Annotated in this window: 21 protein-coding genes; 8 read left to right on the top strand and 13 right to left on the bottom strand. The window is 66.6% G+C overall.

Annotated elements, in window-relative coordinates:
- Nucleotides 1-50 precede the first annotated feature (50 nt).
- From OCW50_RS05160 to OCW50_RS05150, 3 genes are all read right to left on the bottom strand, one after another.
- Nucleotides 51-3,602, bottom strand: coding sequence for a class I SAM-dependent DNA methyltransferase (locus OCW50_RS05160; protein WP_262296667.1), 3,552 nt, complete (start codon nucleotides 3,600-3,602; stop codon nucleotides 51-53).
- Between the two features lie 318 nt (nucleotides 3,603-3,920).
- Nucleotides 3,921-4,151 carry a hypothetical protein gene (locus OCW50_RS05155; protein ID WP_262296666.1) on the bottom strand — a complete coding sequence of 77 codons (231 nt, stop codon included), beginning with the start codon at nucleotides 4,149-4,151 and terminating at the stop codon, nucleotides 3,921-3,923.
- Nucleotides 4,152-4,302: 151 nt separating this feature from the next.
- Nucleotides 4,303-4,692: a DUF3775 domain-containing protein gene (locus OCW50_RS05150; protein ID WP_213561528.1), complete on the bottom strand. Its 390-nt coding sequence runs from the start codon at nucleotides 4,690-4,692 to the stop codon at nucleotides 4,303-4,305.
- Between the two features lie 370 nt (nucleotides 4,693-5,062).
- On the opposite strand from OCW50_RS05150, the gene OCW50_RS05145 reads away from it, so the two are divergent.
- Together OCW50_RS05145 and OCW50_RS05140 are read left to right on the top strand one after the other, a co-directional pair.
- The gene (locus OCW50_RS05145; RefSeq protein ID WP_262296665.1) at nucleotides 5,063-5,860 is read left to right on the top strand and encodes a C13 family peptidase; all 798 of its coding nucleotides are present in this window, start codon (nucleotides 5,063-5,065) and stop codon (nucleotides 5,858-5,860) included.
- A 242-nt stretch (nucleotides 5,861-6,102) separates the two neighbouring features.
- Nucleotides 6,103-6,444 carry a DMT family protein gene (locus OCW50_RS05140; protein ID WP_262296664.1) on the top strand — a complete coding sequence of 114 codons (342 nt, stop codon included), beginning with the start codon at nucleotides 6,103-6,105 and terminating at the stop codon, nucleotides 6,442-6,444.
- 508 nt (nucleotides 6,445-6,952) lie between these two features.
- On the opposite strand, the gene OCW50_RS05135 is transcribed toward OCW50_RS05140, so the two are convergent.
- The 5 genes from OCW50_RS05135 to OCW50_RS05115 all read right to left on the bottom strand — a co-directional run bounded on the left by OCW50_RS05135 (nucleotide 6,953) and on the right by OCW50_RS05115 (nucleotide 12,486).
- Nucleotides 6,953-9,202, bottom strand: coding sequence for a hypothetical protein (locus OCW50_RS05135; RefSeq protein ID WP_262296663.1), 2,250 nt, complete (start codon nucleotides 9,200-9,202; stop codon nucleotides 6,953-6,955).
- A 167-nt stretch (nucleotides 9,203-9,369) separates the two neighbouring features.
- A complete protein-coding gene (locus OCW50_RS05130) occupies nucleotides 9,370-10,521 on the bottom strand; it encodes a PQQ-dependent sugar dehydrogenase (RefSeq protein WP_262296662.1) in 1,152 nt (383 codons plus the stop codon).
- An 83-nt stretch (nucleotides 10,522-10,604) separates the two neighbouring features.
- Nucleotides 10,605-10,796 (bottom strand): hypothetical protein, encoded by a 192-nt coding sequence (locus tag OCW50_RS05125; RefSeq protein ID WP_262273242.1) that lies wholly within the window; start codon nucleotides 10,794-10,796, stop codon nucleotides 10,605-10,607.
- Nucleotides 10,797-10,943: 147 nt separating this feature from the next.
- The gene (locus tag OCW50_RS05120) at nucleotides 10,944-11,351 is read right to left on the bottom strand and encodes a VOC family protein (protein ID WP_262296661.1); all 408 of its coding nucleotides are present in this window, start codon (nucleotides 11,349-11,351) and stop codon (nucleotides 10,944-10,946) included.
- A 151-nt stretch (nucleotides 11,352-11,502) separates the two neighbouring features.
- Nucleotides 11,503-12,486, bottom strand: coding sequence for a Bug family tripartite tricarboxylate transporter substrate binding protein (locus tag OCW50_RS05115; protein ID WP_262273244.1), 984 nt, complete (start codon nucleotides 12,484-12,486; stop codon nucleotides 11,503-11,505).
- A gap of 250 nt (nucleotides 12,487-12,736) precedes the next feature.
- On the opposite strand from OCW50_RS05115, the gene OCW50_RS05110 reads away from it, so the two are divergent.
- The 5 genes from OCW50_RS05110 (at nucleotide 12,737) to OCW50_RS05090 (ending at nucleotide 19,607) form a co-directional block, all read left to right on the top strand.
- A complete protein-coding gene (locus OCW50_RS05110) occupies nucleotides 12,737-13,939 on the top strand; it encodes a pyridoxal phosphate-dependent aminotransferase (protein ID WP_262273245.1) in 1,203 nt (400 codons plus the stop codon).
- 295 nt (nucleotides 13,940-14,234) lie between these two features.
- On the top strand, nucleotides 14,235-14,510 hold the full coding sequence (locus OCW50_RS05105; RefSeq protein WP_262296660.1) for a hypothetical protein: 276 nt from the start codon (nucleotides 14,235-14,237) through the stop codon (nucleotides 14,508-14,510).
- Between the two features lie 349 nt (nucleotides 14,511-14,859).
- A complete protein-coding gene (locus OCW50_RS05100) occupies nucleotides 14,860-15,333 on the top strand; it encodes a DUF992 domain-containing protein (protein ID WP_262273249.1) in 474 nt (157 codons plus the stop codon).
- 268 nt (nucleotides 15,334-15,601) lie between these two features.
- Nucleotides 15,602-17,641 (top strand): elongation factor G, encoded by a 2,040-nt coding sequence (locus tag OCW50_RS05095; protein ID WP_262296659.1) that lies wholly within the window; start codon nucleotides 15,602-15,604, stop codon nucleotides 17,639-17,641.
- Nucleotides 17,642-17,876: 235 nt separating this feature from the next.
- Nucleotides 17,877-19,607 carry an AMP-binding protein gene (locus OCW50_RS05090; protein WP_262296658.1) on the top strand — a complete coding sequence of 577 codons (1,731 nt, stop codon included), beginning with the start codon at nucleotides 17,877-17,879 and terminating at the stop codon, nucleotides 19,605-19,607.
- Nucleotides 19,608-19,927: 320 nt separating this feature from the next.
- On the opposite strand, the gene OCW50_RS05085 is transcribed toward OCW50_RS05090, so the two are convergent.
- The 3 genes from OCW50_RS05085 to OCW50_RS05075 all read right to left on the bottom strand — a co-directional run bounded on the left by OCW50_RS05085 (nucleotide 19,928) and on the right by OCW50_RS05075 (nucleotide 22,909).
- Nucleotides 19,928-20,818 (bottom strand): LysR family transcriptional regulator, encoded by an 891-nt coding sequence (locus OCW50_RS05085; protein ID WP_114945399.1) that lies wholly within the window; start codon nucleotides 20,816-20,818, stop codon nucleotides 19,928-19,930.
- Nucleotides 20,819-20,933: 115 nt separating this feature from the next.
- Nucleotides 20,934-21,896 carry a thioredoxin-disulfide reductase gene (gene trxB, locus OCW50_RS05080; RefSeq protein ID WP_262296657.1) on the bottom strand — a complete coding sequence of 321 codons (963 nt, stop codon included), beginning with the start codon at nucleotides 21,894-21,896 and terminating at the stop codon, nucleotides 20,934-20,936.
- Complete coding sequence (locus OCW50_RS05075; RefSeq protein ID WP_262296656.1) at nucleotides 21,896-22,909, bottom strand: mitochondrial fission ELM1 family protein; 1,014 nt, start codon at nucleotides 22,907-22,909, stop codon at nucleotides 21,896-21,898. The genes trxB and OCW50_RS05075 overlap by 1 nt, the downstream gene beginning before the upstream one ends.
- Nucleotides 22,910-23,081: 172 nt before the next feature.
- On the opposite strand from OCW50_RS05075, the gene OCW50_RS05070 reads away from it, so the two are divergent.
- Nucleotides 23,082-23,567: an Lrp/AsnC family transcriptional regulator gene (locus OCW50_RS05070; protein ID WP_262296655.1), complete on the top strand. Its 486-nt coding sequence runs from the start codon at nucleotides 23,082-23,084 to the stop codon at nucleotides 23,565-23,567.
- A 34-nt stretch (nucleotides 23,568-23,601) separates the two neighbouring features.
- Here the strand turns inward: OCW50_RS05070 and OCW50_RS05065 are convergent, their stop codons facing one another.
- Nucleotides 23,602-24,108: a hypothetical protein gene (locus tag OCW50_RS05065; protein WP_262296654.1), complete on the bottom strand. Its 507-nt coding sequence runs from the start codon at nucleotides 24,106-24,108 to the stop codon at nucleotides 23,602-23,604.
- Between the two features lie 37 nt (nucleotides 24,109-24,145).
- Entirely contained in the window at nucleotides 24,146-24,622 is a 477-nt protein-coding gene (gene greA / locus OCW50_RS05060; RefSeq protein ID WP_262296653.1) for a transcription elongation factor GreA, read from the bottom strand.
- Between the last annotated feature and the right edge of the window lie 82 nt (nucleotides 24,623-24,704).

The following is a 24,704-nucleotide window of genomic DNA, read 5'->3' as shown; positions in this document are numbered from 1 at the left end:
AGGACAAGGGCCGCCCCCGGGCGGCCCTTTTTGCCTTCAGGTCGAGGGTGTCACGCCGCCCTGCGGGCGAGGTAGCGGCCGTCGTCCGTCATCGTGATGCGTCCGTAGCGGACCAGGGTGGTGAGCGCCTGTTCGATCCGCGGCTCGATGCGCTTGCCGCCGCGCCTGAAGCCGCGCGCCAGCGCGGCCGCATCCATGGGGCACCCGGCGGCGAGAAGCGCGTGCTCGACGGCGAGCGAATCCTCGTGCCGGTCCTTGGGGAAATCGGGCAAGGAGCGGTCGATGGCCACCACGTTCGTCCCGAGGTCGAGTTCGCCGGTCTTCGCGGCAGCCGCGCCCTTGGCGAAGCGCGGGATCTGGTAATCGGGCCTGAGCCAGCGCACGAGGCCCGACGCCTCCTCCCTGGCCCGCTCGGCGTTGAGCGCGACGAGCCGTTCCAGGATCTCCTCGTCGGAGAGATCGTCAGGCCAGCCATATGCCTGGAACACCAACCGGTCGAGGCGCTCGTGCAGCTCCTTCAGGACGAGGATCAGCCCCTCGTCTTTGATCCGCTCCTCATCGGGCGTGAGCACGACCCTCCCGCCGTCATCCCCGGCCCCGTGCCGGGGATCCCGATGGCTCGAGGCGCCGCGCTCCTCCGATCGGGATGGCCGGGACGAGCCCGGCCATGACGGAGAGGGTGACGCCGCCTCCATCGCCTTCAGCTTGTCCAGCACGTTGTACATCTGCGTCAGCGTGAGCTTCGGATGCTCGGCCTGACGGCTTTTCCGGAACGCGTCGAGTTCCTCCGCGGCAGCGCGGATGTCTGCCTTGAGGGACTGGGGTGGATCGGGGAAAGGGAAGGGGTCGAAGACTTTGGACTTGACATAAACGGAGTCATTGCCAACGCCAAGCCAACCGCCAGCGTGGAGAGACCATAAGATGTGCGGACTTGAACTCAAAACGCCTAGTGCGAATGCGTCTTCAATTGCAATTGCAACAAGCTTGTTGTCAGGAAGAATGGTGTTGTCGAGGAATTGAAGTACGCGATGCTTGGCTGTTTCAACAGTCGCAATGTAGCGAACTAGGACTATGAGTCCAGACCGCAAATCGGTGTTGCGGCGGCCGAAAAGCCACCAGTGAGTTCTTCGATATTCCTCATTGTTTTGATCTCTCTCAGGCTTCACTCTCGCAAGAAGATGCTGATAGACTTCTGGATGCCGCATGCGAACTTCTTGTGCACTTAATCCATCAAGATCAATGACAAGAACACCACGTGACACCGCCATGAGGTCACGTCCATTTCGATAGGGTCGAATATGTTTGTCAAGGCCTGAACGTTTGCCGAGTCCAAGGTGCTCGGCTTCTAGTTCCGTCAAAATAAATCCTGCTCCGTGAAGTGCGACTCCACGTGAACAGAGAACTCCATTGGCGAGAAGCGGTGCAACCGAGCCGATATCCACCCCCACCGTCAAATCCGAATTGATCCGTCCTATGCGCCTCGTGAGTTCAACCACAGGCTCATCCGTATCGAGCCCATGCTCGCTGACAACCTCGCACAACACACCATCCCGCTCGCCCTTCTCCGCCACCGTCATGGCGATGCGCACCGCTGCCGCATCCGCCGCCGCCTTCGTCCAGGGATGATCCGGGATCGCCATGACGAGCGACACCGGAATCCTGCCCTCCATGCGCTTCTTCATCACGCGGCGGGAGAATTCCTGCGTGATCGAGTTGGTGGTGACGAAGCCGAAGCGGCGAAGGGGTGAGTTCTTCGCGGTGAGGAAGTCCGCCGCGCGGTCCCACCAGGACATGACGAAATCGGCCGAGCCGTTCATGTGCCCGTGCGCGGACCAAAGCGCTTCCGTGTAGGCGTCACCCAGACGGGCGCGCAGATCCTTGCCGCCGATGAACGGCGGATTGCCCACGATGAACTCCGCGTCCGGCCATGCGGGCCGGCGCGCGTTGGGATAGGTCTCGACGCGTTTACCGTCCTTCTCCGCCACCTGCGGTACGGGATAGCCGTCCCAGGTGAGCACGGCGTCGTAGCCCTGGCGCCGGCCAAAATTGATGTTCTCGAAGGCGCGCAGGATCGGCTCGGACGGGTGGCCGGTGCGGTTGCGGTAATGCTGCTGCAGATAGCCGATCCACACGACGAGCTCGGCGATGGCGGCGGCGCGCGGGTTGAGTTCCAGGCCGAGGAACTGATGCGGGTCGACGGTCTCGCGGTCGAGGCCCATGCTCTCGGGCTCGCCGAGCTGCGCCAGGGTCTCCAGGACCTCGCCTTCGAGCATCTTCATCAGCTCCAGCGACACGTAGAGGAAATTGCCCGTGCCGCAGGCGGGATCGAGCACGCGCGTGGCGCAGAGCTGGCGGTGAAACGCACGCACGATGGCGATCGCCGCCGTCTCGTCGCCCGTCTCCTTGGCATGCTCGGCCTTGCGCAGGGCGTTCTGCCAGTCCTCGCGCAGGGGCTCCATGACGGTCGCATCCACGAGGCGCTGCACATAGGCGCGCGGCGTGTAATGGGCGCCGAGCTTTTTGCGCTCCCGCTTGTCGAGAGCCTGTTCCAGCAGCGTGCCGAAGATCGCCGGATCGACTTCGGTCCAGGAATAGTTCGCGGCGGACAGCAACTCGCCGATCTCTTCGCGGCCGAGCGGGAACACCGTGATGTCCCTGAACAGGCCGCCGTTGAAATGGCGCACGCGGGTCTCGACCACGTGGCTGAACTCGTCGCCCTTGTCCATCTGCTGCCAGAGCGCCTTGAGCCGGTGCGGGAAATGCGCCGGATCGTCGACGCTCTTCTGCAGCAGCGCCTTGAAGCTGTCGGGCGGGAGGAGCGACACGTCCTCGGCGAACATGGTGAAGAGGCAGCGCATGAGGAAATGCGCCACGTCCTGCGCGTCGCATCCGCGCTCCTCCAGCGCCCTGCTCACCCCTGCAAGGCGCCTGGCGATGTCGCGGGTGACGCGGGCCGCCTCCTTCGACGGATCGAGCGCACGCGGCTCCTGCCACACGCGCGCGAGAAGAGCGCGCGTCTTCTCCTCACGCAGGTCGTGGAGATAGATGCGAAAGCTGTTTCGGTCCGGGAAGTGGCTGTAGGCCCGGCCGGTGCCGGTGAAATCCGCGTAGAGCTCCAGGCAATGGCCCACGTCGCAGACGATGATGAAGGGCGGGGCGGGGTGATCCGCGTCGAGCAGGAGCACATAGGATTCCGCCTGCCGGCGCGCGTTCTTCATCATGACGTCCCAGCCGCGGCTGATGCTGCGCCGGCCCATGTCGGGCAGAGCGTCCGACACGGGGGCGAGTTCGCCTCGTTCGACCTTTCGTCCATCGGGCAGCCGCGACTGCTTGGCCTCGAGGATGAAGGCGTTCTTCCTGTAGAGATCGATGCGCTTGGGCGCCGTCGCTGCGTCGCTGTCGCGGGGGCGGACGGCGCGCTCGAACACGTAGTCGTTCCGCTCTCGCGCTTGGCCGGACGGCTCGGGGCGCGGGACGCCGATGATGTCGCAGAGTTCCGACAGGAACATCTGGTAATTGGCCCGTTCGGCACCGCCGTCCGAGGCGGTCCATCGGGTGATGAAGGCATCGACGGCGTCGGAAGGTATCGCGGGAGATCGCATCGTCTACGTTTCTTGATAACGTAGCACAACCATCGCGGGAAGACTTCTGGCGCAATTGTATTTTAGAACAATATCCTAAGGTAAGACGCTATTCCAGGCGCCATGGGGCCGTCCCGCAGGACGGCCGGACCTCACGCCTGGGCCGCTGCGCAGTCGGGTCTATCCTGCCGTAGGGACGACGTCGCGCATCATGCCGATGCGGCAGACGATGGGACAGTCGGGCTTGGGGAAAGGGGCTCTTTGGACAGGAGGCGGAAGGGGTTGCCTCCAGGGCCATCGCCCTGCGTGAGGGCTGGACGCAGGGCAGGCGGGGCAGGGTCAGGCGGTGAACGCCGTCGGACCCCTCAGATAGGCTTCGATGCGGTCGATCTCGACCTCGGTCTCGTCCGGCGACGGGACCGCAGGCTCGTCGGGCTTCGCCTCGGCGAGGGGCAGGTTCTCCACCGGGTCGGTGATCGGCGCGAGATCGTTCAGGGCCCTGTGCACGGCCTGGAGCAGTTCGCTCTGCTCATCGTCGTCCGGGTTCTCCGGGGGCAGGCGCGGAGTCATGCGATCCTCCTTTGGGATTAGGCCGAAGTATTAGCCCGATCCATGTCACAATTAGGGCGTCGTCGCTGTTCGGGCGATGCCGATCCACAGGGAAATGTCCCGTCCGGGGGCCTGGCCGGACGGCCTCGCGGAAAGGTGATGCGGGGCCCCTTCAGGCGCAGCTGCGCCCCATGGCGTTGAGGCCCTCGTCCAGAAGGTCGGCGAGGTTCGGGATGCCGATGAGCCAGTCGGCCGTGGAAAGCGAGCTCGCTTCCTCGCGCTCCCGGGCGAGCCGGACGGCGGCGCCCCATTCCTCGGGCTCCATGTCGCCGCGGCCGATATACACGAGGGCGATGAGGTCGGCGCGCTCGTCGTCGTTGAGGCCCGCGATCACGTCGCGCAGCTCGTCCTCGGTGGCGTCGTCCGGCGAGGAGGTGAGGGAATCGATGCTGCCGTCGTCGATCGGGTTCGAACCCGACGCCGGATCCGTGATGCCTTCCTTCACGTCGATGGCCCTGACCCGGAGAATGAGTTCGCAAACCTTGTCGAGCGCGATATCCATAAAACCCTCGTTGTGATGAATCCGGGGACGAATCTTGACGGAACTGACAGGGAAACCCGGAAGAGGGCATTCGGTTCAGCCGGATCGGCCCCTCTGGCGCACCGTGCGAACAGTGGACCCGGTTTTTCGCGTCGAACGGTGCGCCGCTCAAGAGGTTGAGCATCGGATTGATCCCAAAAGTGGATTCCACTTTTGGGTCCGATGCTCGAGCGCACCGTGCGAGAAGTGGACCCGGTTCTTCGCGTCGAACGGTGCGCCCCTCAAGGGGTTGAGCATCGGATCCGATCCCGAAAGTGGGTCCACTTAGGGTCCGATGCTCTGGCGCTGAAAGGATGTTGCGCCTAAGCTGTGGGAGATCTGGGGTGGTTTCATGCGTCGGTTGATCGCTTCCTGCATGCTCGGGCTTCTCGTCGCCCTTGGCGGGGCCATGCCGTCCCTCGGGCAGACGGCCGGCCTCGCGCCGCAGCGTCCGGGCCGGACGGACGTCTATGTCCTGTCCTTCGGGCTGTGGGGTCCGCAGAGCGTGTTCGACAGCGAGGCCCGGGGCGCGGCGCGCATCCTCGAGGCGCTGTTCGACGCCAAGGGACGCTCCGTCGTCCGGTCCAACACGAAGCGCCGGGCCGGGGCGACGCCGCAAACCCTCATGGCGGCCGCAGCCGCCGCCGGGCAGGTGCTCGATCCGGCCGAGGACGTCGTGGTGCTCGTGATCACCTCCCATGGCGGCCCGGACGGCATCGGGCTGGTGACCGGGCGCGACGCCCGCCTCGTCACGCCGGGCGACGTGCGGCAGCTCCTCGACCGGACCCGGGCGCAGAACCGGGTGCTGATCGTCTCGGCCTGCTATTCGGGCATCTTCGCCCGGGAGCTGGCCGATCCCCGCACCCTCGTGATCACGGCCGCCGCCGCCGACCGGCCGTCCTTCGGCTGCCGCGATGGGGCAACCTGGACCTATTTCGGCGATGCCTTCTTCAACCGCGCCCTGCGCGGCGAGCGCCGCCTGGACGTCGCCTTCGACCGGGCCCGCTCCCTCGTGACCGAGCGCGAGCGGCGCGAAGGCTTCACCCCGTCCAACCCCCAGATCGCCGGAGGCGAGCAGGTGCTGGGCCGGCTCAAGGAAGCCTGCAGGGACACTCCGTTGCAGCAGGTCGGACGAATCGCGGCCTGCTGACGATGCGGCGCTGAGCCTTCCGATCGCCGGCGATTCCGGGCGGCGCCATCGGCTTTGCACGGCTTGACAGCCCCGCTGAGACGACTAGAGCATCGGACGGAAAAGTGGCCCCGGTTTTCCGTCCTGACCGATGCTCTCATTCAAGAAGAAAGCATCGGATCGATCCCAAAAGTGCAAGTCCACTTTTGGGTCCGATGCTTTAGGGCAGTGCGCCCAAGCCCGATCGCTAATCCGGAACTCCCATGAGCCCCCATACGACGCCCGTCCTGATGCTGATCGCATCGAACGTCTTCATGACTTTCGCCTGGTACGGACATTTGAAGTTCAAGACGTCGCCCCTCTGGATCGCCGTCATGGCCAGCTGGGCCATCGCCTTCGTCGAGTACTGGTTCGCCGTTCCAGCCAACCGGATCGGCTCGGCGGTCTATTCGGCGGCTGAGCTCAAGACCATGCAGGAGGTCATCACCCTGGCGGTCTTCGCGGTCTTCTCGGTGCTCTACCTGAAGGAGCCGCTCGGCTGGAACCACCTCATCGGCTTCGCCCTCATCGCCTCGGGGGCCTTCTTCATCTTCCAGGGACGCTGACGGAGCCCGTCTCCGTCCCCGCCGTCATCACCGGGCCTGTCCCGGTGATCCCGCTATGGACAAGCGCCGCGCCTCACCGGATCGGGATGGCCGGCACAGGGCCGGCCATGACAGGAGAGGGTGGCAGGAAGAGCGGAGAATGCCATGACGGGGGAGGGTGTTGTCACCGGCCCTGACCACCTTCTCCACGTCATCACCGGCCTTGTGCCGGTGATCCCGGTCGGAAGAGCGCCACGCTTCGGACAATCGGGATGGCCGGCACAAGGCCGGCCATGACGTGGGGAGGGTATCATCACCGGGTCACGCCACCCGCCATGTCATCACCCGCTCTCACCATCCTCCCACGTCATCACCGGGCTCGTCCCGGTGATCCCGATACGGTGAAGCGCCGCGCTCTTCCGATCGGGATGGCCGGGACAAGCCCGGCCATGACGCGGGAGGGTGGCAGGCGGAGGGTGTCAGGAAGGGCGGAGAGGGCCATGACGGGGGAGGGTGATCGAGGCCGGCCTTAGAGCACGAACCAGCCCTTGTGCAGGTCGAGGGCGCCCTTGAGCTTGATCACCGCCTCGGCGGCCTTGTCGCTGTCGGTGTTGAGAAGCACGTAGGTGGCGCCCTTTACCGTCTCGGTGCGCACCTGGCCGGCTTTGCTGAACGCCTTCGTGCCGATGAAGCTGAAGGCCTGGTCGCCCGCGCGCTTCGTGTTGGCGTCGACCGCCCGCAGGTCGAGGCGGTCGCCCTGCCGGCCCGAGAAGTCGGTCACGACATCGGCCCGGCTCTTCGCCGCGCCCGTGTCGCGGTCGTCGAAGGCGAACACGTCTTTTCCCGCGCCGCCCGTCAGGCTGTCCTGGCCGAGCCCGCCGTTCAGCACATCCGCGCCCGCCCCGCCGGAGAGCCGGTTGGCCCCGGCATTGCCGGTGAGCATGTTGGCGAGCCCGTTGCCGGTGAGCGCGAGCCCGGCCGTGCCCTCGGCGGCGGAAAGGTTCTCGACCTCGGCGAATGCCGCGAGCGAGAAGCTGCTGCTGGCGATCACCGTGTCGGTGCCCCCGCCCGCCGCCTCGACGATGGTGTCGAGCCCGTCGGTGACATAGGTGTCGTCGCCCGCGCCGCCGCTGAGCATGTCGGCGCTGGCGCCGCCGTCGAGGCGGTCGTTGCCGGCGCCGCCGTTGAGGATGTTGGCGAAGGCGTCGCCGGTGAGAGTGTCGTGGCCGGCGCCGCCGGAGAGCGTGTCGAACACGGCGGTGTTGCGCACCATCGCCCCAGCCGCGACATCCACATGATGCGCCACGTTCCAGGTGAGCGCGCCCTCGACCAGGGTGACGACCGCATCCTTGGCGCCGGTGGTCGCATAGGCATGGGCGAGGCTGACCTGGCCGGCGACGGGCGTGGCCGTGGAGGTGGTGCCGTCGCCCCAGGCGATGCTCACGTGCGACGCGGCGCCGACGCCGAGCGTGGCCTCAAGGAAGCGGCCCTCGGCAATGGCAGCGGCGTTGACCTTGTAGAGCAGGTCGACGACGAAGATGTCGCTGGCATTGTTGCGGTCGCCGGCGACAAGGTCGGGATCGTCGCTCTGGAAGGTCACGAAGCGCCCGTCGGGGCTGAACTGGGCATTGTAGCTGTCGAGAGTGGTGCCCGATCCATCGGCCGCGATAGAGAGGCGCGTGATTTCCTTGGTGTCCAGGTTCTTGAGAAAGATGTCGGGTTTGCCGTTGGTGTCGCCGGCGACCAGGTTCGAGGCCTCGCTGGTGAACACGACGTGGTGTCCGTCCGGGCTGATCCGGGCGTTGTAGCTGTCGCCGTTGGCCTTCGTTCCGTCTTGAGCCTTGGACACGCAATTGACAGCGCCGTTCGGATCTTGGATGTCCTTGACGAAGACATTCAGGTACCCGTCTTCGGTGTCCGTCTCATTGGCGGTCAGGTTGGTGGCATAGCTTTCGAACACGATGAAGTGTCCGTCCGGGCTGAACTGGGCATTGGAGCTCCCGTTGTTCGCCTGTGTTCCGTCCGCCGCTCTGGACAGGAGGGTGATGCCTCCGGTCGAGTCCCTGAGGAAGATGTCGGACCTATTGTTGCCGTCGCCGGACACCAGATTGTTCGCCTCGCTGGTGAAGATGACGGGGTGCCCGTCCGGACTGAACTGCGCGGCGTAACTGTCGAAGTTTCCGAAATGTCCGTTGGCCATGGACAGGCACTCGACCTTACCGGTGCTCAGCTCCCGGCGGAAGATGTCGGATGCCTGGTTGTCGGGACCGGATACGAGATTGGACGCGTCGCTCTCGAAGATCACGAAGCGGCCGTCCGGGCTGAACCGCGCGTCATAGCTGCCGTTGTTCGCTTCGAGTTCGTTCGGCGCAACCGAGAGGCGCGTGATCACCCCAGTGGTCAGGTCCTTCTTGAAAATGTCGGTTCGCCCGTTCCTGTCGTTGGCCACCAGATTGTCGGCGAAGCTCTCGAAGATCACGAAGCGGCCGTCCGGGCTGAACCGGGCATAGTTGCTGAATCCGTTGGCCTGCGTGGCGCCGGCCGCCGTGACGCGCGTGATCGCGCCGGTGATCAGATCCTTGATGTAGATGTCGGACGTGTGATTGTCGTCGCCGGCGACCAGGGCAGCGTCGGACCTGAAGACCACCGAGCGTCCGTCCGGGCTGAACTGGGCGTTGGAGCTGCTGCCCGGCCTCTCCGTGCCATCGGCCGCGGTCGACACCCGCGTCAGAATATCGGCGCTCGTCGGACGGACGACGGACAGCACGGACAAAAGCATGGACAGCCCCAGGAGATCAGAACACGCAGCCCCCCAGCCGCGCGCGAACGATCCTGCTTAGCAAGCAACTCTTCCCTTGGGCTACTCTCTGAACGAAGGGTTCTGGCACAGAATTCGGTGCTCGGGCCGCGGCGCGGCGGGATTCGTGGGCTTCGTCGCCCGGCCGCTCAGGTCGCGGGCTTCATGCGCAGGATGCGGCCGTTGCGGGAATCCGTCAGGAGATAGACGAAGCCGTCCGGGCCCTGGCGCACGTCTCGGATGCGCTCGCCGAGCTGCTGCAGCATGCGCTCCTCGCCGGTGACCCGGTTGCCGTTGGTCTCGAGGCGCGAGACGAGCTTGCCGGCCAGCGCCCCGACCAGGATGCTGCCGCGCCAGGCCGGGAACTGGTCGCTCGTGTAGAAGGCCATGCCGGAGGGCGCGATGGACGGGTCCCAATAATAGACCGGCTGCTCCAGGCCGGTCTTGCGCGTGCCTTCGCCGATCCTCTGGCCCGAGTAATGCACCCCGTAGGAGATCACCGGCCAGCCGTAGTTCCGGCCCTTCTGCGGGATGTTGACCTCGTCGCCGCCGCGCGCGCCGTGCTCGACGGTCCAGAGGTCGCCCGTCGCCGGGTGAAGGGCCGCCGACTGCACGTTGCGATGGCCTGACGACCAGATCTCCGGGCGGGCATCCTCGCGGGCCAGGAACGGGTTGTCGGGCGCCGCGCCGCCGGCGGGCTTGATGCGGACGATCTTGCCCAGGTGGTTGTTGAGGCTCTGGGCCTGATCGCGCAGGTCGTTGCGCTCGCCGAGCGTCACGAAGAGGTTGCCGTCCCGGCCGAAGACCAGGCGCGATCCGAAATGGTGGGTGCCGGCATAGGACGGCTCCTGGCGGAAGATCACCTCGGTGCCCTCCAGCGCCGTGCCGTCCTGGCTGAGGCGTCCGCGCGCCACGCTCGTGCCGTTGCGGCCCTCGCGGCGATCCTCGGCGAAGCTCAGATAGACCAGGCGGTTCTGGGCGAAGGCGGGATCGAGCGCCACGTCCAGCAGGCCACCCTGGCCACGGACGGACAGTCGGGGAAGGCCCGTGATCGGCTCGGACAGGGTGCCTTCTCCATCGACGATGCGCAGGCGGCCGGACCGTTCCGTCACCAGCATGCGGTTGTCGGGAAGGAAGGCGAGGCCCCAGGGGTTCTCGAGATTGCGCGCGACCGTCTCGACGATCACCTCGACCTTGTCGGTGCGAAAGCGCTGAGTGTCCTGGGCGAGCGCAGAGGAGAGGGCGGAGAAGGAGGCGCCGAGCGCGAGGGCGCAGGCCAGGGCGGTTCGGGGGCTCAGCATCTGGGATTCTCTCCGTCGGTCACGATGCCGGAGAGCTAAACTCCTGGGACGGGCCGTCAACCGTGACGCCGTTCACTCACGCGTTATCGCGGAGAATAGACGTGGACGGTCTTCGGGTCTTGGGCCGACAGGCTCTGGGTGGTGGCCATCACGGAGAGCGTCGCGAGGCCCAGCAGCATGACCAGAGCGAGCGAGCAGCGGCTCTCCTGACGCGGGTCCAGACGGTGGACCCGGGAGGAAACGTGATAGGCGTTTCTTGACCGGAAAGTTTTCATTGGTCCAATCCCCAGCAGCCAAACGAGGCTGCGGGAGAAAAACCTGTGCGATTCAAGAAAGTTCCAGGCCTGTCCGAAAGTGTCGCATCCGGTTTCTCGGCTAAGTGTCGGCGTTAACTAATTATTAACGATTGTGGCAGAGCGAGCTTACGGTTTCGGCGTGACGATCACGGATTCCGCAGAGCGCTCGGCCGGCCCGTGATGCACCGCCTCGATATTGTGGCCGTCGGGGTCGAGGACAAAAGCGGCATAATAGCCTGGGTGATAGGAGCGTTCTCCCGGCCCGCCGTTGTCGCGGCCGCCCGCCGCCAGGGCCGCCGCATGGAAGGCGTGGACCGCCTCCCGGTCCCGGGCCTGGAACGCGAGATGGACCCGCGAGACCGGTCCGTCCGCCCGGTCGACCCACAATTCGTCGCAGGCGAAATGCTCCGGGCTCTCCGAGGTGAACGCGCGCCCGACGGCCTGCAGGACGGCCCGGTAGAAGCGCCGGCTCGCCTCGAGGTCCGAGACGCGCAGGTGAATGTGGTCGATCAGGCGGCCCTGGTGACGCTGCATGGGTGTTGCTCCTCCCTCGATGTCATCACCGGGCTCGTCCCGGTGATCTCGATTGCGTGGAACCCCGCGCCCTTCGCATCGGGATGGCCGGGACAGGCCCGGCCATGACGGGGTGGGGGGCATCCCAGGCCGGGGGCGACGCCGGAGACCCTCACTCGGCCTTGATGCCGGCCGCCCTGATGATCTCGGCCCAGGTCTGGATCTCCTTGGCGAGATAGGGCCTGAACGCCTCCGGGTCGCGCACGTTCAGGGTGAAGCCGAGCTTGGTGATGCGCTCCTTGACGTCGGGCTTGTTGAGGATCGCGATGATCGTGCCCGACAGCTTGTCGAGGACCGGCTTGGGGGTGTTCACCGGGGCGAAGAAGGCGGCCCAGGATTCCGCGTCCGCATCGGTGATGCCCTGCTCGCGCAGGGTCGGAACGTCGGGCGCCTGCGGGTTGCGCTGCGGGCTCGCGATGCCGATGGCGCGCATCTGGCCGGCCTGGAACTGGGACAGGACGCTGGGCAGGGTCGAGTTCGACACGTCGATGCGGCCCGCCATGATCTCCGTCACCAGCGGGGCGGCGCCCCGGAACGGCACGTGGGTCATCTTGGTGCCCGTGCGGGTCATGAACAACTCGGTGGCCAGGTGCGAGCCGGAGCCCACGCCCGTCGAGCCGTAGTTCAGCTTGCCGGGATCCTGCTTGGCGAGCGCGATCAGCTCCGGGATGGACTTCGCCGGCAGGTCGTTCCGGACCACGAAGACGTGCTCGAACGCGCCGGCGCCCGCGAGCGGCGCGAAGTCCTTCACGGCGTCGTAGCCCGGCTCCTTCAGCAGGAACATGTTATTGCCGTGGGTCTGGTTGTTGCCGAACACGATGGTGTAGCCGTCGGGCTCCGCCTTGGCGACCGCCCGGGTGCCGACCGCCCCCGAGGCGCCGGCGAGGTTCTCGACGATCACGTTCTGGCCGAGATCGCGGCCCATCTCCTCGGCCACGATGCGGGCGATCACGTCGGTCGGCCCACCGGCCGGGTAGGGCACCACCATCTTGATGACGCGGGTCGGGAAATCCTGGGCGGAGACGGCGGCGCTGGCCACAAGGGCGGCGCCGGCCATGAGGCCGAGCGCGAGGCGGCGGGTGACGGATCTGGACATCGGAAAAGGCGGCTCCTCGAAAACCGGCCCGGGACAGGCCGGTCCTGCTTGCTGTTTTGCTTGCTTGGGCGGCTTGGCCGCTTTAGAGCATCGTGCGGAAAAGTGGATCCGTTTTTCCGCATCAACGATGCTCTCATTCAGGAATAATGCATCGGGTTGGTTCCTAAAAGTGGATTCCACTTTTGGGTCCGATGCATTAGGGTCCGCCGCCGTCACGGTCCTTATCTAACGCCCCGATCGGAGGATTCCCATGGGCTTTTTGTCTGATGCCCTTTCCCGCATCAAGCCGTCTGCCACCATCGTCATCACGCAGAAAGCGCGGGATCTGAAAGCCCAGGGGCGGGACGTGATCAGCCTTTCCGTCGGCGAGCCGGATTTCGACACGCCGGACAACATCAAGGAAGCGGCCATCGCGGCGATCCGCCGGGGCGAGACCAAGTACACGCCGGTCTCCGGCATCGTGCCCCTGCGCGAGGCCATCGCCCGCAAGTTCAAGCGCGAGAACGGCCTCGACTACAAGCCCTCGCAGACCATCGTGTCCACGGGCGGCAAGCAGGTGATCTACAACGCGCTCCTCGCCACCCTGAACCCGGGCGACGAGGTCATCATCCCGGCGCCCTACTGGGTGTCGTACCCGGAGATGGTGGGCCTGTGCGGCGGCAAGCCGGTCTTCGTCGACTGCACCATGGAGCACGGCTTCAAGCTCCAGCCCGAGCCGCTCGAGCGCGCCATCACGCCGAAGACCAAGTGGATCATCCTCAACTCCCCGTCGAACCCGACCGGCGCGGCCTATACCCGGGCCGAGATGAAGGCGATCACCGACGTGCTCATGCGCCATCCGCACGTGTGGGTGCTCACCGACGACATGTACGAGCACCTGACCTACGGCGATTTCGAGTTCGTCACGCCCGCCCAGGTCGAGCCGAACCTCTACGAGCGCACGCTCACCATGAACGGCGTGTCGAAGGCCTATGCCATGACCGGCTGGCGCATCGGCTACGCGGCCGGCCCGCAGCACCTGATCAACGCCATGGACTTCGTGCAGGGCCAGCAGACGTCGGGCGCCGCCTCGATCTCACAATGGGCCGCCGTGGAGGCCCTCGACGGCCCGCAGGATCACCTCGCGGTGTTCAAGCGCGCGTTCCAGGAGCGCCGCGACCTCGTGGTGTCCATGCTCAACCAGTCGAAATACCTGAAGTGCCCGATGCCGGAGGGCGCGTTCTACGTCTATCCGTCCTGTGCCGAAGCGATGGGCAAGACCGCCCCGTCGGGCAAGGTGCTGGAGACCGACGAGGACTTCGTGTCCGAGCTGCTGGAAGCCGAAGGCGTCGCGGCCGTGCACGGCTCCGCCTTCGGCCTCGGCCCCAACTTCCGCATCTCCTACGCCACGTCCAACGCGGCGCTGGAGGATGCCTGCCACCGCATCCAGCGCTTCTGCGGATCGTTGCGCTGAAGCACACCGATCCCCAAGGCGTCAGGCCGGCCGGTCATCCCGATGCTGTGGAGCGGGGCGTTCCCAACGATCGGGATCACCGGCACAGGGCCGGTGATGACGTCGAGGGTGGTCCGGGCCGTCGACGACACCCTCTCCCGTCATGGCCGGGCTCGTCCCGGCCATCTCGATAAGGTGAAGCGCGGCGATGGTTCGTATCGAGATCATCGGAACAAGCCCGGCGACGTCGCAAGAGCGGCCGGCAATGCGGTTGACGAGGTGAGCGTATGACGAACGACCGTCGAGGACTGCGCCGATGAACCTGCCACGGACCTTCCATCCCGATCCTGCGGCACAGCCCTACCAGGCCGATCCCGCCTCCACGCACCGGGTGAAGTTCGATGCCCGCGTCGACTTCACCAATGGCGGCCATGTGGAGGCGAAGGACTTCCTCCTCGACATCGCGGGCGACAGCGTCACGCCCGAGCGCCTCGCCGAGATGATCGTGTCGGCCATGAACCTCCTGCGCGCGGGTCCCGTCACGATCACGGCCATGCGCGTCGTGCGGCGCGGCGAGCATCAGGACGGCTGACGGGCACTCGCTCCCTCACGTCGTCACGTCTTTACCGGCCAACACCATCCTCCACGTCATCACCGGCCCAGACCACCTCTCCACGTCATCACCGGGCTTGTCCCGGTGATCCCGATGCGAGAGGCGCCGCACCCTTCCGATCGAGATGGCCGGCACAAGGCCGGCCATGACGTCGAGGGTCGGGCGACGCGGGCGGATCCAGGCTCGAGACGGGCAGGAGCGCGGGGGGCAGGGGCGCGACGGGCCGGGTTCCCCGTCACCTCGTCCGGGATCGCCGGCCGGTCCATGGAACGGGCGCCGCCCCTGCGCCGTTAATCGCTAAGCTTCATCAAGCCTGGGAGATTTGTCCATGCGTCGCGCCGCTCTCTCCGTTGCCGCTCTCGCCGTGCTCGCATCCCTCGGGGCCACGGAGGCTCAGGCCCAGAACCGCGGGCGGGCCGGAATCCTGTCCTGCAGTGTGTCGGGCGGGATCGGGCTCATCGTCACGTCGCAAAAGACCACCCTGTGCACCTTCAACCCGCGGCGCGGGCCCAACGAGCGCTATGTGGGGTCGATCCGCCGGTTCGGGCTCGACATCGGGGCGACGCGCGGAGGCATCCTCACCTGGGCGGTGCTCTCCCGGGGCAGCGTGGCGCCCGGGTCGCTCGCCGGCAGCTATGTGGGCGGGGCCGCCGAGGCCACGGTCGGGGCCGGGGCGCAGGCGAACGTGCTGGTGGGCGGCTCCAACCGGAGCATCTCGCTCCAGCCCCTCTCGGTCGGCGGCCAGACCGGCGTCAACCTCGCCCTCGGCGTGGCCGATTTCGAGCTGCGCCGGGCCCGGTAGGGAGGCTCTCCTGTCGTTCCCGGCCCGGGGCCGGTGATCCCAGCCGGACGAGCGCCGCGCTTCACCGGATCGGGATGGCCGGCACAAGGCCGGCCATGAGATGGGTCCAGTGGCCGGGAGGGTGACGGAGCGGCCCGTTCCGCCCGCCCGGCGCCCTCAAAAGACCTCTTGCCAACTCACCATCCGAGGCAGAGCATTCACGGTAAAGCGTCCGTGAAGAGAGCGTCGGAAGAGAATGTCCGAAGTGGGGGCAGGGAGGATGAACCCTATGGCACCCAACGGCAGACTAGGTTCGGGCCCGCGATGCATCGCAATCGTCGGCCCGTTTCAGAGCGGCAAGACCACGCTCCTGGAAGCGATCCTGGAGCGCACCGGTGCGATCTCGCGGGCGGGCCGCGTGTCCAACGGGGACAGCGTCGGCGATGCGAGCGCGGAAGCCCGCGCCCACGCCATGAGCATCGAGCCCAACGTGGCCACGGTCGAGTTCCTCGGCGAGAGCATGACTTTCGTGGATTGCCCCGGCTCGACGGAATTCCTGCACGAGATGCGCAACGTGACGCCGGTCTGCGACGCGGCGGTCGTCGTCTGCGAGGCGGACGAACGCAAGATCCCGGCCCTCGAGATCATCCTTCGGGAGCTGGAGGAGGCGGACATCCCGCGCTTCCTGTTCATCAACAAGATCGACACGGCCACCCAGCGCATCCGCGAGACCCTGGCGCTGCTCCAGCAGGCTTCGCGCACGCCGCTGCTCCTGCGCCAGATCCCGCTTTGGAAGGATGGCATCGCGATCGGTTTCATCGACCTCGCCCTGGAGCGCGCCTTCATCTACCGCGAGCATGCGCCGAGCGAGATCGTCGACCTGCCCGAGGGCGAGCTGCCGCGCGAGAAGGAAGCGCGCTTCGCCATGCTGGAACGCCTGGCCGATTACGACGACGAACTCATGGAGGAGCTGATCTCCGAGATCGAGCCTCCGCGCGACCAGATCTTCGACGACCTGTCGAAGGAGCTGAGGGAACGGCACGTGGTGCCGGCCCTGATCGGCTCGGCGGAGCGCGGCAACGGCATCACGCGGCTGCTCAAGGCGCTGCGCCACGAGGCGCCCGGCCTGGCGCAGACCCGGGCGCGCCTCGGCCTGTCCGACGAGGGAGCGCCGCTCGCCCAGGCCATGAAGACCCTGCATATGGGCCAGGGCGGGAAGCTCACCCTCGCCCGGATCATGCGCGGCGCGTTCCGCGAGGGCGACACTGTGGTCGGGTCCCGGGGCGCGGAGGCGCGGATCGGCAGCCTCGCCACCCTGGTCGGCTCCGCCATGAACCGCAAAGCCGAGGCCGCCGCCGGCGAGACGGTCGGGTTCGGCCGCCTGGAAGGGATCGCCACCGGGGACGCCTTCGCGGCCGGCAAGGCGCGCCCGGAGGCCATCGTGTCGCCGGTGCCGCCCGAGCCGGTCTACGTGCTGGCCCTCAAGGTGAAGGACCGCAAGGACGACGTGCGCCTGTCGAGCGCGCTCGCCAAGATCACCGAGGAGGACCCGTCGCTCGCCGTCGAGAACCGGCCCGAGATGGGCGAGATCCGGCTCCACGGCCAGGGCGAGATGCACCTGCGCGTGGCGGTGGAAAAGCTCGCCTCCCGGTTCCAGGTCGGGGTCGAGACCGCCAAGCCGAGGGTCGCCTATTGCGAGACGATCAAGCTGCCGGCCTCCGCCCGCGGGCGCCACCGCAAGCAGACCGGCGGGCACGGCCAGTTCGGCGACGTGATGATCGAAATCAAGCCGCTGCCGCGCGGGGAGGGGTTCGCGTTCCAGGACCAGATCACCGGCGGCGTGGTGCCGCGCCAGTACATCCCGTCCGTGGAGACCGGGGTTCGGGACGCGCTCAGGGCCGGGCCCCTCGGCTTCCCGGTGGTGGATCTCGCGGTGACCCTCACCGACGGCTCCTACCACACGGTGGATTCCTCCGACGCCGCCTTCCAGGCCGCCGCCCGGCTCGCCCTGGCCGAGGCGCTCCCCAAGGCGAAGCCCGTGCTGCTGGAGCCGGTGCTGTCGGTCGAGATCACGATCCCGTCCGAGGCCCTGTCCAAGGCGACCGCCCTGGTGACCGGGCGGCGCGGGCAGATCCTGGGCTACGACGAGCGGCCCGGCTGGTCGGGCTGGCAGGTGCTCAGCGCCACGATTCCGGAATCGGAGATCGGCGACCTCATCGTCGAGCTGCGCTCCGCGACGGCTGGGGTCGGATCCTTCTCGACCCGGTTCGACCACATGGCGGAACTGAGCGGCCGCCCGGCCGAGATGGTGCTGCAGAAGGCGCATTGAGACCAGACGGGCGCGCACGGGGCCGGCAGTGCGGATCCGCGTCTCCCGTGCGAGGCCCGGGCCAACAGTGGGAGACTCGGACCCAAAAGTGGTGTCCACTTTTGGGTCCGAGTCTCTAGACGATCGTTCAGGTCTAAACTACTCCCGTCGACAAATGGACTTGCCCGCGCCAAGTTAAGCTTTGACGGAGACGCCATCTCCCATGAAGCCAACCTGCCGCGAAGCGGAGACGATGATGAATGCCACGACCCCGGCGCCGGCCACGGCAGGCGCTTCGGATCCTTCCGCCGCCCGCCCCTGGCTCGCCTCCTATCCCGCGCAGGTTCCCAAGACCATCGACGAGGCCCGTGTCGGCACTCTCAACGACATGTTTCTCGGGGCTGTGGCCGATTACCCGAACCGGGCCGCCGTCGAGAGCTTCGGCACGCGCATGACCTACGCGGCCCTGGGGCGCCAGGCCGATGCGGTCGCGTCCTGGCTGCAGGGGCAGGGGCTGAGGAAGGGCGACCGGGTCGCCATCATGCTGCCGAACGTGATGGCCTTCCCGGCGATCCTGTTCGGGGTGCTGCTCGCCGGCGGCACGGTGGTCAACGTCAACCCGCTCTACACCCCGCGGGAGCTGACGTACCAGATCAAGGATTCCGGCGCCCGGTTCCTGTTCGTTCTCGAGAACTTCGCCGCCACCGTCGAGGAGGCCCTGCCGGACCTCGCCCTGGACCGGGTCGTGCTCGTCACGCCGGGCGACCTGCTGGGTCTGAAGGGCGCCATCGTCAACCTGGTCTCGCGCCATGTGAAGAAGGCCGTGAAGCCCTTCAGCCTGCCGCGGGCCGTGGCCTTCCGATCGGTCGTGGCCGAGGGCGCCAGGCGGAAGGCCGAGCCCATTGCGGTCTCGCCCGACGACATCGCCTTCCTGCAATATACGGGCGGCACGACCGGCGTCGCCAAGGGCGCGACCCTGCTCCACCGCAACGTCGCGGCCAACGTGCTCCAGTGCGAGGCCTGGATGCGGCCGTTCTTCGGCGACCGGGAGGATCACGTGATGGTCACGGCCCTGCCGCTCTATCACATCTTCGCCCTGACGGTCTGCGCCATGCTGATGACCCGGATCGGCGGCTGCCAGCTTCTCATCGCCAATCCGCGCGACATCCCGGGCTTCGTCAAGACGCTGCAGAAGAGCCGCATCACGCTGATGTCGGGCCTCAACACCCTCTACAACGCGCTGGCCAACGCGCCCGGCATCGAGAAGGTCGATTTCTCCCAGATGGTCTTCGCGGTCTCCGGCGGCATGGCCACCCAGGAGGCGGTGGCGAAAAAGTGGAAGGAGGTGACGGGCCAGCCCATCGTGGAGGGCTATGGCCTGTCCGAGACCTCGCCCGTGGTCTGCGCCAACCGGCTCGACATCGAGGCGTTCACCGGAACCATCGGCTACCCGCTGCCGTCGACCGACGTGTCCGTGCGCGCGAACGACGGGACGGTCATGCCTCCCGGAGAACGGGGCGAGCTCTGCGTGAAGGGCCCGCAAGTCATGGCGGGCTACTGGCAGCGGCCCGACGAGACCGCCAAGGTCATGACCCCGGACGGCTGGTTCCGGACCGGCGACGTGGCGGTGATCCTGCCCGACGGCCAGGTCAAGATCGTCGACCGGATGAAGGACATGGTGCTGGTGTCCGGATTCAACGTCTATCCGAACGAAGTGGAAGACGTGATCGTCAAGCATCCAGGCGTCATGGAAGCGGCTGTCATCGGCCTGCCGGACGAGCATTCGGGCGAGGTCGTGGTGGCCTATGTGGTCCGCCGGGATCAGGCGCTCACCGTCGAGGAGCTGCGCCAGTTCTGCCGCGAAAACCTGACGGGCTACAAGGTGCCTCGCCGCATCGAATTCAGGCAGACCCTGCCGAAGACCAATGTGGGCAAGGTCCTGCGCCGGGCGCTCAAGGAGGAAGTGGAGCAATCCCAGGCCCGCTGAGCGGATCCTCCGGGCGTGACAAGAAAAAAGCCGGGCACAGGGCCCGGCTAAAGTAGAGGTCCGACAAAAGTCAAAACCTTCCAGAGGGAACGGCCGACACGGCAGCGCCGGGAGGAAGAAAGCGGTGCCGCGTTGAAATCAGCCACTGGTGATATCGGGCGCATGGCGCTTATTTGCAATGCAGCATGCCTCATAAAAGGGCTGCGCCAGGTGCATGGCTTTGTCACGGGAAGGACACGATTCCGAAACCATCAAGCTTGACCGGGGATTCGGCGGCCGGAGACTCGGACCAAAAGTGGACCCGCAGCGGGTCCGATGTTTTAGAACGTCCAGCGCTGCGCCTTGGAGATCAGGAAGTCCCGGAAGGCCTGGACGCGGGCGACCGAGCGCATCTCCTCGGCATAGACGAGATAGCTGTCGAGGGAGGGCATTTCCACGTCCCGCAGAATCTGGATCAGGTCCGGATTGCCGACGACCGCATAATCCGGCAGCACCGCGATGCCCGCGCCCGTCTCGACGGCCAGTTTGAGCGCCGTGATGTTGTTGACGACGTAGTGGTACTGGCGCGGCTCGCGGCCCTCGCGGCCGGCGGTCGACAGCCAGTGGACGGCCATCAGATAGGAAGGCTGGTCGCCCCCGAAGGAGACGATCCGGTGTTCGTCCAGATCCTCGAGGGTCTTGGGCTCGCCGAACCGCTTCAGGTAATCCGCCGAGGCATAGACGTGGAAATGCACGGTGAAGAGCCGTCGCTGGATCAGGTCGGGTTGGGCCGGCCGGCGCAACCGGATGGCCACGTCCGCCTCGCGCATGGCGAGGTCGAGCTCCTCGTTGGACAGGATCAGCTCGACCCGGACATCGGGATAGAGATCGAGGAACTCGGCGATGCGCTGGGCGAGCCAGATGGAGCCGAGACCGACCGTCGTCGTCACCTTCAGCTCGCCCGAGGGCCGTTCGCTGGTCTCGACGAGCCGGGCCTTCGTGGTTTCGAGCCGCATGCGCATGTCGCGGGCGGCCCGGAACAGCAGGTCGCCCTGCTCGGTCAGGATCAGGCCCCGGGCGTGGCGGTGGAAGAGAGGGGCCTTCAACTCGCGCTCGAGGGCGCTGATCTGACGGCTGACCGCCGACTGGCTCAAGCCCAGATCGTCTCCGGCCCGCGTGAAGCTTCCTGCCTCTGCGACCGTATAGAAAATCCGGATTTTATCCCAGTCCACGGCATTCCCCTCATGCCCCGCATGCTCCTGACGCAAGGCAACTCTTATCTCTTATGAGCCGAGGGTCCGACGCAACAGGAAATCGCCCCGAGACCTAACCAGTTGTTAATAAACTTTATTCGGCAGCTTCCTGGGTGGCTTCGAGGGCCGCGAGATAGCGCTCCGCATCCAGGGCCGCCATGCAGCCCATGCCTGCCGAGGTGACCGCCTGCCGATAGATGTCATCCGTGACATCGCCGGCCGCGAAGACGCCCGGGATGTTCGTCTCCGTCGAGCCGGGCTTCGTCAGCAGATAGCCGCCGGACTTCATGTCCAGCTGACCGGTGAACAGCTCGGTCGACGGCTTGTGGCCGATGGCGATGAAGACGCCGTCCGTCTTGAAGTCCGAGGTTTCGCCCGAAACGATGTTCTTCAGCCGCACATGGGTGACGGAGGAGGGGTTCTCGCTGCCGCAGATCTCCTCGACGGCGGAGTTCCAGATCACCTCGATCCTGGGGTGCTTGAACAGGCGGTCCTGCAGGATGCGCTCGGCGCGCAGGCTGTCCCGGCGATGGACGAGCGTGACCTTGGACGCGAGGTTGGCGAGGTAAAGCGCCTCCTCGACGGCGGTGTTGCCGCCGCCCACCACCACGACCTCCTTGCCGCGATAGAAGAAGCCGTCGCAGGTGGCGCAGGCCGACACGCCGAAGCCCTGGAACTGGCCCTCGGACGGGAGGCCCAGCCACTTGGCCTGGGCGCCCGTGGCGACGATCAGCGCGTCGCAGGTATAGGTCGCGCCGGAATCGCCCTCGAGCCGGAACGGACGCTGCTTCAGGTCCACCTTGGTGATGTGGTCGGAGATCATGTGCGTGCCCACGTGCTCCGCCTGCATGCGCATCTGCTCCATGAGCCACGGCCCCTGGATCACGTCGGCGAAGCCCGGGTAGTTCTCCACGTCGGTGGTGATCATGAGCTGCCCGCCGGGCTGGAAGCCGGAGATCATCACGGGCTCGAGCAGGGCGCGGGCCGCATAGATCGCTGCCGTGTAGCCGGCCGGTCCCGAGCCGATGATGATGAGCTTGGCGTGAGAATGAGCCATCAGGGGGTCTCCAGTGACAGGGCGATATCCGGCAGGCCGAGAGCGCGGCGGTGGCGGCTCAAGCCCTCGGCTATGGCCTCCGCGACCTTGGGTGTTGAATTTAGGGGTTCATAGGGCCGTCCTTCAAGACGACCCTCGAAGGGATGCACAACTCCATGGTCCTTAAGGGCCCGCAAGTAAACATCCAGTTTCGGGTGTCCCCCGGAGGGTTCGAAGACCAGGATCGGCCGGCCGGTCACCGCCGCTTCGCCGATCATGTTGAAGGAATCCGCCGTCGCCACGACGAAGTCGGCCAGGGCGAGGAGGTCCACGTAGGGGTTGGCGCCCGCGCCGTCCCACAGGAATCCGCCCTGTTCCACCGTAAGCGCCATGAGAGCCCGCCTCAAGGCGGGCGGCGTGCGGCGCGACACCGTGACCATGAGGCCGGCTCCGGTCCCGGCGACCGCGCTCAGGTGCCGGAGGAAGCGGGCGATATCCTCGTCCGAAAACCGGTGATGGCGGCTGTTCCCGCCCGCCAGCACGGCGACGCGCGGGCCGGGGAGACGCGACAGGCGAGGATCGGGCCGGGCCCGCGCCTCCTCCAGGCGCCGGGCGGACACCCGGTGGGGCGGGGTCAGGGTGTTCAGGATGTTCGGCCCCCGGAGACGGTCATAGATCGGCGACCAGATGAAGTCGGCGGCCTTCGGGCCCGTCCGGGGGTCCTTCAGGAACACCGTATAGGCCCGCCCGCCCGTGGCCTTCTTCAGGTAGCGCAGATAGGCGACGGCCCGACGGCCGGACGCGATGACGAGGTCGGGAAAGGGCGGCGCAAGCGGACTGTCAGAGGAGCCCGGCCGCTCCCGCGGATCGACCGGTCCCCACGGCATCAACCAGCTGAAGGGCGCCTTCGGCCGGACGCGGCGGATCTCGGGGGTCAAGCCGAGGGCCTCGGCGACGCTCAGGACCTGCAACTCGTCCCCGGCCTTGCCGTCGGTCAGCGCCCAGGTGATAAGGCCGGCATCAGCGCGCAACATTCGATCAACGAGCCTGTGGAGTTCATGAAGTTCGTTGCGACTTAATCGCCCGTCCTCCTTGTGCGGAACCATTATACGGTCTAGTCAGCCAAGACGAGAATTTTTGACCAGATGCCGCAGGACGAGGCTGACCGATCGGTCCCCGGCCTTGTCATGCATGAGCGGAGTTACCGTGCGCGGACGCCTCGATTCCATCGACTGGGCCATCCTGAAGGAACTGCAGGCCGACGGCAGCATCACCAATGTGGAGCTCGCCCGCCGGGTCGGCCTGTCGGCTCCGCCGTGCCTGCGGCGGGTGCGGGCGCTGGAAAGCGCCGGGATCATCAAGGCCTACCGGGCCATCCTCGACCCAAAGAATCTCGGCTTCGAGATCGTCTGCTTCGCCATGGTGCAGCTCGACATCCAGGGCAAGAAGGAGCTGCAGGAATTCCAGCAGCGGGTGAAGGATTGGTCCATGGTCCGCGAGTGCTGGACCCTGTCGGGCGATATCGACTTCATCATGAAATGCGTGGCCCCGAACCTGGCGTCCTTCCAGGGCCTCGTGTCCGAGCTCACCTCCCTGCCGAACGTCCGCAACGTCCGCACTGCCCTGACCCTCGACCTGATCAAGGACGAGCCGCTGGTGCCGATCGAGGATGTGGCTGAAGCCGAGGGCTAGCCCCGGCGGTCACACGGGCAAAGGTCCCGGCGGGTCAGATCTGCCGCCTGAGCCAGCGCACGTAATGCTGAGCCACCGCGACGGCGCGGCCCTGCTCGTTCGGCGTAAGGGGACTCGTATTCACGTCGAGCACGGCCAGCATGGGGTGGCTCGCCAGGACCTCGCCCCGGCGGCCGACGGCCAGGGCCTCGCCCTCCAGGGCATCGTGCCCGCTGTTGCCCCCGCCGCCTCGGCCTTTGTATCCGCTGCTGTTGTCCGGGAAGGCCGTCATGGTGACGCTCGTCAGGCGGAGCACAAGCCGGGGACCGCGTGAATCGACGCGGTCGGCGAAGGAGCGCCGCAACTCGTCGAGGGCGGCCGCGCCCACGAGGTCGGCGAAAGGCCCCAGACCCTTGTCCTTGAGGGCACTCACATCGACCGAAAAGGACGAGAAGGCTTGCGGGAAGCTCTGGGCCCGGGCCGCCATGGGAAAGCCCGCGCCGGCTAGGCCGGCGCAGGCGAGAGCTTTCAGGAGAGTGCGACGGGACGCGGGGGACGTCATGGGATTTCTCATCGTTCGTGCCCCCTTGTTCCGTTGATCAGGCGCTGAACTGGACGCCGACGACCTCGTAGGATTTGCCGCCGCCAGGGGTCGAGACCTCGACCGTGTCGCCGATGGTCTTGCCCATCAGCGCGCGGGCGATGGGAGAGGCGACCGACACACGGCCCGAGCGGACATCCGCCTCCGGCTCGCCGACGATCTGATAGGTCTTCTCTTCCTCGGTGTCCTCGTCGACGAGCTTCACCGTGGCGCCGAACTTGATCCGGTCGCCGGAAAGCTTGGCGATGTCGATGACTTCGGCCCGGGAGATCAGGCTTTCGAGTTCAAGGATCCGGCCTTCGTTGAGGGATTGGGCTTCCTTGGCGGCATGGTATTCGGCGTTTTCCGACAGGTCGCCAAGCGCGCGGGCTTCCGCGATCGCCTGGATGATCCGGGGGCGTTCAACCTGCTGCCGTTGCTTGAGTTCTTCCTCGAGCGCCGCAAAACCCTTGATCGTCAGAGGGACCTTGTCCATCGTGTGTCTCGTCCAAAAAGAGGTACGAGGCCGCTGTTGCCAGCGCCCTCGCATGTCAACGAAAACTTACCAGAAGCTTCGC

This window comes from Microvirga sesbaniae, from assembly GCF_025460805.1.
GTDB lineage: Bacteria > Pseudomonadota > Alphaproteobacteria > Rhizobiales > Beijerinckiaceae > Microvirga > Microvirga sesbaniae.
The sequence above is the reverse complement of the archived record's forward strand: the minus strand, read 5'-3'. Positions and strand labels throughout refer to the sequence as shown.